The 4,649-nt window shown below is 64.7% G+C and carries 6 protein-coding genes; 4 read left to right on the forward strand and 2 right to left on the reverse strand.

The window, feature by feature from the left end; all coding sequences use genetic code 11:
• The 4 genes from EOA32_RS33335 to msrB all read left to right on the forward strand — a co-directional run.
• Nucleotides 1-222, forward strand: a 222-nt coding sequence (locus EOA32_RS33335; RefSeq protein ID WP_281015301.1) for a sigma factor-like helix-turn-helix DNA-binding protein, incomplete at its 5' end; no start/stop codon positions are given.
• Nucleotides 219-941 (forward strand): anti-sigma factor, encoded by a 723-nt coding sequence (locus EOA32_RS33340; RefSeq protein WP_128373991.1) that lies wholly within the window; start codon nucleotides 219-221, stop codon nucleotides 939-941. The genes EOA32_RS33335 and EOA32_RS33340, both read left to right, overlap by 4 nt.
• Before the next feature lie 208 nt (nucleotides 942-1,149).
• Entirely contained in the window at nucleotides 1,150-1,707 is a 558-nt protein-coding gene (locus tag EOA32_RS33345) for a fasciclin domain-containing protein (RefSeq protein WP_128373992.1), read from the forward strand.
• A 195-nt stretch (nucleotides 1,708-1,902) separates the two neighbouring features.
• Nucleotides 1,903-2,406, forward strand: coding sequence for a peptide-methionine (R)-S-oxide reductase MsrB (msrB, locus tag EOA32_RS33350; RefSeq protein WP_128373993.1), 504 nt, complete (start codon nucleotides 1,903-1,905; stop codon nucleotides 2,404-2,406).
• A 93-nt stretch (nucleotides 2,407-2,499) separates the two neighbouring features.
• Here the strand turns inward: msrB and EOA32_RS33355 are convergent, their stop codons facing one another.
• Both EOA32_RS33355 and EOA32_RS33360 read right to left on the reverse strand, forming a co-directional pair.
• Nucleotides 2,500-4,104 (reverse strand): DHA2 family efflux MFS transporter permease subunit, encoded by a 1,605-nt coding sequence (locus EOA32_RS33355; RefSeq protein ID WP_128373994.1) that lies wholly within the window; start codon nucleotides 4,102-4,104, stop codon nucleotides 2,500-2,502.
• Nucleotides 4,105-4,219: 115 nt separating this feature from the next.
• The coding region (locus tag EOA32_RS33360) for an HlyD family secretion protein (RefSeq protein WP_145971439.1) at nucleotides 4,220-4,649 on the reverse strand (430 nt) is incomplete at its 5' end.

The following is a 4,649-nucleotide window of genomic DNA, read 5'->3' on the forward strand; positions in this document are numbered from 1 at the left end:
GCGCCGGGGCCTGAGGCCATGGCTGTCGCGGGCGGCGAGACCGACCGCATCTACCATTGCCTCGACGAATTGGAGAAAGACCGGGCGGCGGCGGTCCGAGGCGCCTATCTCAACGGCGAAAGCTATGCCGAGCTGGCGGAGCGCCACAAGGTCCCGCTGAACACGATGCGGACTTGGCTGCGGCGAAGCTTGCTCAAACTGAGAGAATGCCTGGAAAGATGACGCTGGCGGAAGAAAACGGACCGGAACGCGGAGGCGACGACCTGCTCGCCGCCGAATACGTTCTCGGCGTTCTGGCAGCCGACGAACGCCAGATCGCCTCCCGCCGCATCGATACCGAGGCGGGTTTTGCCCGCCTGGTCGATGCCTGGGATGCCCATTTCGCGCCGATAGCGGCTGCCTACGCTGCGGTCGAGCCGCCGGCTTCGGTGAAGGCGGCGATCGACCGCCGGCTGTTTGCCTCATCAGTGGTCAACTCCACCGCGCCCAGCACCGGCCTGCTGGGGAGCCTCGCCTTCTGGCGCGGGCTTGCCGCCGCCGCGCTTGCCGCTTTGGTCGTCTTTGTCGCCCTGCCTCTCGTCAATCCGCCGTTGCCGCAGCCCGAGACCAGGCTGGTCGCCTCGCTCGCCGCCGACAACAGCAACGTCAAATACCTCGCCGTCTACGACGCAGCCCGCCACGAGGTCGGCCTCTCGCTTGTTTCCGGCGAACGCGGCGCCGGCAAGGACTTCGAGCTGTGGATGATCGAGGGCAAGAACGCGCCGGTCTCGATGGGCGTCATCCCGGCCGGTCAGAGCGCGCGCATGGCCGTCACGCCGGCCGTGCAGGAGAAGCTGGCGCAAGGCGCCGTGCTCGCCGTCAGTCTCGAGCCGGCCGGCGGTTCGCCGACCGGCCAGCCGACCGGCCCGGTCGTCGCCGCGGGCGATCTGAAGGGCATCTGATCGACTTTCCCGAAAATCTCGGAGATTAGTCGAAGTCTATCTGCCCGAAATGTGTCTGCAGCGGCGTTGTCACGCGTTTAGACGCAGCACGTTTGAATCGAGGTCGACGAATAAAAAATCTTCGAGATTCTCGAAACTAAGTTTTTGACGCCTCGTATCTCCTCGCGTTCCCAAGGATTGGGAAAAACAACCAGAGGAGACTGATACAATGCGTAAACTCGCCACCCTTCTGCTTGCCTCTGCAATCGGCCTTTCCGCGCTTGGCGCCGTTGCCTATGCCGCCAATCCGATGGTCGGCGGCGCCCCGATGTATGCCAAGAAGAACATCATCGAGAATGCCGTCAATTCGAAGGACCACACCACGCTGGTCGCCGCCGTCAAGGCCGCCGGCTTGGTCGACACGCTGCAGACCCCCGGTCCCTTCACTGTCTTTGCCCCGACCAACGAGGCCTTCTCTGCACTTCCGGCCGGCACCGTCGAGACGCTGCTCAAGCCCGAGAACAAGGACAAGCTGACCAAGATCCTCACCTGCCATGTCATTGCCGCCAAGGCGCTGGCCGCCGACGTCGCCAAGATGGCCAAGGCCGATGGCGGTGCGCATGAGGTCAAGACCGTCGGCGGCTGCGCCCTGACGCTGAAGTCCGAAAAGGGCAAGGTCACGGCGACCGACGAGAACGGCAACGTCGCTCATGTCACGATCGCCGACGTGCGCCAGTCGAACGGCGTCATCCACGTCGTCGACAAGGTTCTTCTGCCGAAGATGTAACAAAGCGCGTGCGGCCGGCGAAGTGGCGTATGTCCGCGTCGGCCGCACGGTCTCCCTCCCACGATCCGTGTTGCCGTCAAGCGCCGCTCCGCATCGCCAGGGCTTCGGTCGACGCGGGGTGGCGCGCGAACCGTCACCGGCTTTTACTTTTCCGGTGGCGTCCTAGTTTGTAAGATCACGTCAGGAGGAAAGGCCATGAACCGTCGGGACTTTCTCTGGAGCGGTGCCGCCGCCACTGCCCTCACAATCGGAGCCGGAGCGGCGTTGCGCATGGGCGGCGCGAAGCCGGCTCTGGCCGCCGAGACCTTCGAGATCACCAAGACCGACGCCGAATGGCGCGCTATCCTTTCGGATGCCGCCTTCGACGTGCTGCGCAGGGAGGGCACCGAATATCCGGGCACCAGCCCGCTGCTCAACGAACACCGCAAGGGCATCTTCGCCTGCGCCGGCTGCGACCTGCCGGTCTATCCGTCGGAAACGAAGTTCGATTCCGGCACCGGCTGGCCGAGCTTCTGGCAGGAGATCCCCAATGCCATCGGCAAGACCGAAGACCGTTCGCTCGGCATGACGCGCACCGAGGTGCATTGCCGCCGCTGCGGTGGTCATCTCGGCCATGTCTTCGACGACGGCCCGCCGCCAACCGGCCTGCGCCACTGCATCAACGGCGTGGCGCTGACCTTCAAGCCCGCCGCGGCCTGAGCGGACTGCGATCTGCCCAAAGAAATGACCCCGGAAATCGGCGACGATTTCCGGGGTCACGCGTTGAGGACGCCAGGCGGGGGTTCCGGCTCCTCAATGGCCTCCGCCGCCACCGCCGCCTTGCTGCGCCGGCTTGTTGATGAACAGCACGAAAAATCCGAGCGAGGCGAACAGCACGGTCAGCATCATGAACACGTCCATGAACGACAGCAGCGCCGCCTGCTGCTGCACCATGCCGGACAGCTTTGAAATGGCGGCGGTCGTGGCGTCGAGGCCGGCGTTTTGCTGGAAGGTCAGCGTCATGTTCTGCAGCTTGGTCTGCGCGGCCTCGCTGCCCCACTGCACATGCTCCGAAAGCCTTGCATAGTGGAAGGCATTGCGGTCGATCAGCACCGTGTTGATGACTGCCAGGCCGACGGCACCGCCGAGATTGCGGGTCAGGTTGAACAGGCCCGACGCATTCTTCAGCCGCTCCGGCGGCAGCGTGCCGAGCGCGATGTTGTTGATCGGCACCATGCATAGCATCATCGAGCAGCCGCGCAGGATCTGCGGGATCAAGAGCTCATAAAAGTCCCAGTCGGCGGTGAGATGCGTCATCCACCATGTGCCGGTGGCGAAGCCGATGAAGCCGACCATCATCATCAGCCTGAGATCGATCTTGTTCGACAGGATGCCGGCAACGGGCGCGGTGAAGAACATCGCCAGGCCGCTGACGAATAGCGCCTCGCCGATCATCATCGAATCGTAACCGCGGATGCGGCCGAGGAACACCGGATAGAGGTAGGTCAACCCGTAAAGGCCGATGCCGACCACGAAGGAGAACAGCGAGCCGAAGGCGAAATTGACATTGTTGAAGGCCCGCAGATCGACGATCGGCTCCTCGGCGGTGAAGACGCGCCAGAAGAAGATGAGACCGCCTATGGTCATGATGATGGCGCAGGCAAAGACGGCCGGCTCCTGCAGCCAGTCATGGTTCGGGCCTTCCTCCAGCACGTATTCCATGCAGCCGAGGAAGGCGGCCATGCCGATCAGGCCCCACCAGTCGAACTTGGAAAACAGCTTGAGGTTCGGCTTGTCGAAATCGATCAGCGACCAGGCAGCCGTCGCCACCAGTATGCCCGGCACGACATTGATCAGGAACAGCCAGTGCCAGGACATGGCATGGCTGATATAGCCGCCGACCGTCGGGCCGATGGTCGGCGCCAGCGTCGCCACGAGGCCGATCATCGGCGAGACGACGGCGCGGCGCGACGGCGGGAAGATGGTGAAGGCGGCAGCGAACACGCTCGGAATCATGCCGCCGCCGATAAAGCCCTGGATGGCGCGGTAGACGATCATCTGGTCGATATTGGTGGCGGTCGCAGCAAGCGCGCTTGCTGCTGTGAAGCCGGCGGCCGCGGTCGTGAACAGCACGCGGGTCGACAGCATGCGGCTGAGGAAGCCCGACAGCGGGATCATCACCACTTCCGCGATCAGATAGGCGGTCTGAACCCACGGGATCTCGTCGGAGCTGGCGCTGAGGCCGGCCTGGATCTCGGCCAGCGATGCCGAGACGATCTGGATATCGAGGATTGCCATGAACATGCCGAACACCATCGCCAGGAAGGCGATGACGCGGCGCGCCGGCATGTGGTCGGCGGGGGCGGCGGCTGCCGGCGGTGCCGGCGCTGCTCCTGCGGTAATGGTTGCGGTTGCCATCTCATGGCCTCCCTGCGGCAGCTCCAAAAGTGCGCGGCGTTTTCCGCCCGGAACTGCGTCAAAACAGGCTGGGCGGCTCGGCGCTCAATTGGCCACCGGGCCGCCCCCCAAACTCTCAGTTGGTCGTCGCGGCCGGCGCGGTGCGGCTGTCGGCGGCGACGATGACGCTCAGGCCGGCGCGCAGCTTGCCGGTCTTCAGCACGTCGGCCGGCACGTCGATGCGGACCGGCACGCGCTGCACGACCTTGGTGAAGTTGCCGGTGGCGTTTTCCGGCGGTAGCAGCGAGAACACCGCGCCCGAAGCCGGCGCCAGCGACGAAACCGTGCCCTCGAAGGTCTGGCCGTCGATGGCATCGACCGTGATGCGGACCTTCTCGCCAGGCACCAGCCGGCCAAGCTGCGTCTCCTTGAAGTTGCCGACGATGTAGAGCTTGTCCATCGGCACGACGACGGCGAGCTTCTGGCCGGGCGTGACGAGGTCGCCCTGTTCGACCGAGCGGTTGCCGACGACGCCGTCATAGGGCGCCTTGAGCACTGTGAAGGAA

The organism is Mesorhizobium sp. M1A.F.Ca.ET.072.01.1.1, assembly GCF_004023325.1.
Classification (GTDB): domain Bacteria; phylum Pseudomonadota; class Alphaproteobacteria; order Rhizobiales; family Rhizobiaceae; genus Mesorhizobium.

Bases quoted from the DNA above. Each gene is read 5' to 3' on its own strand.
- EOA32_RS33340 (WP_128373991.1), top strand. From the start codon at position 219: ATGACGCTGGCGGAAGAAAACGGACCGGAACGCGGAGGCGACGACCTG.
- EOA32_RS33345 (WP_128373992.1), top strand. From the start codon at position 1,150: ATGCGTAAACTCGCCACCCTTCTGCTTGCCTCTGCAATCGGCCTTTCC.
- msrB (WP_128373993.1), top strand. From the start codon at position 1,903: ATGAACCGTCGGGACTTTCTCTGGAGCGGTGCCGCCGCCACTGCCCTC.
- EOA32_RS33355 (WP_128373994.1), bottom strand. From the start codon at position 4,104: ATGGCAACCGCAACCATTACCGCAGGAGCAGCGCCGGCACCGCCGGCA.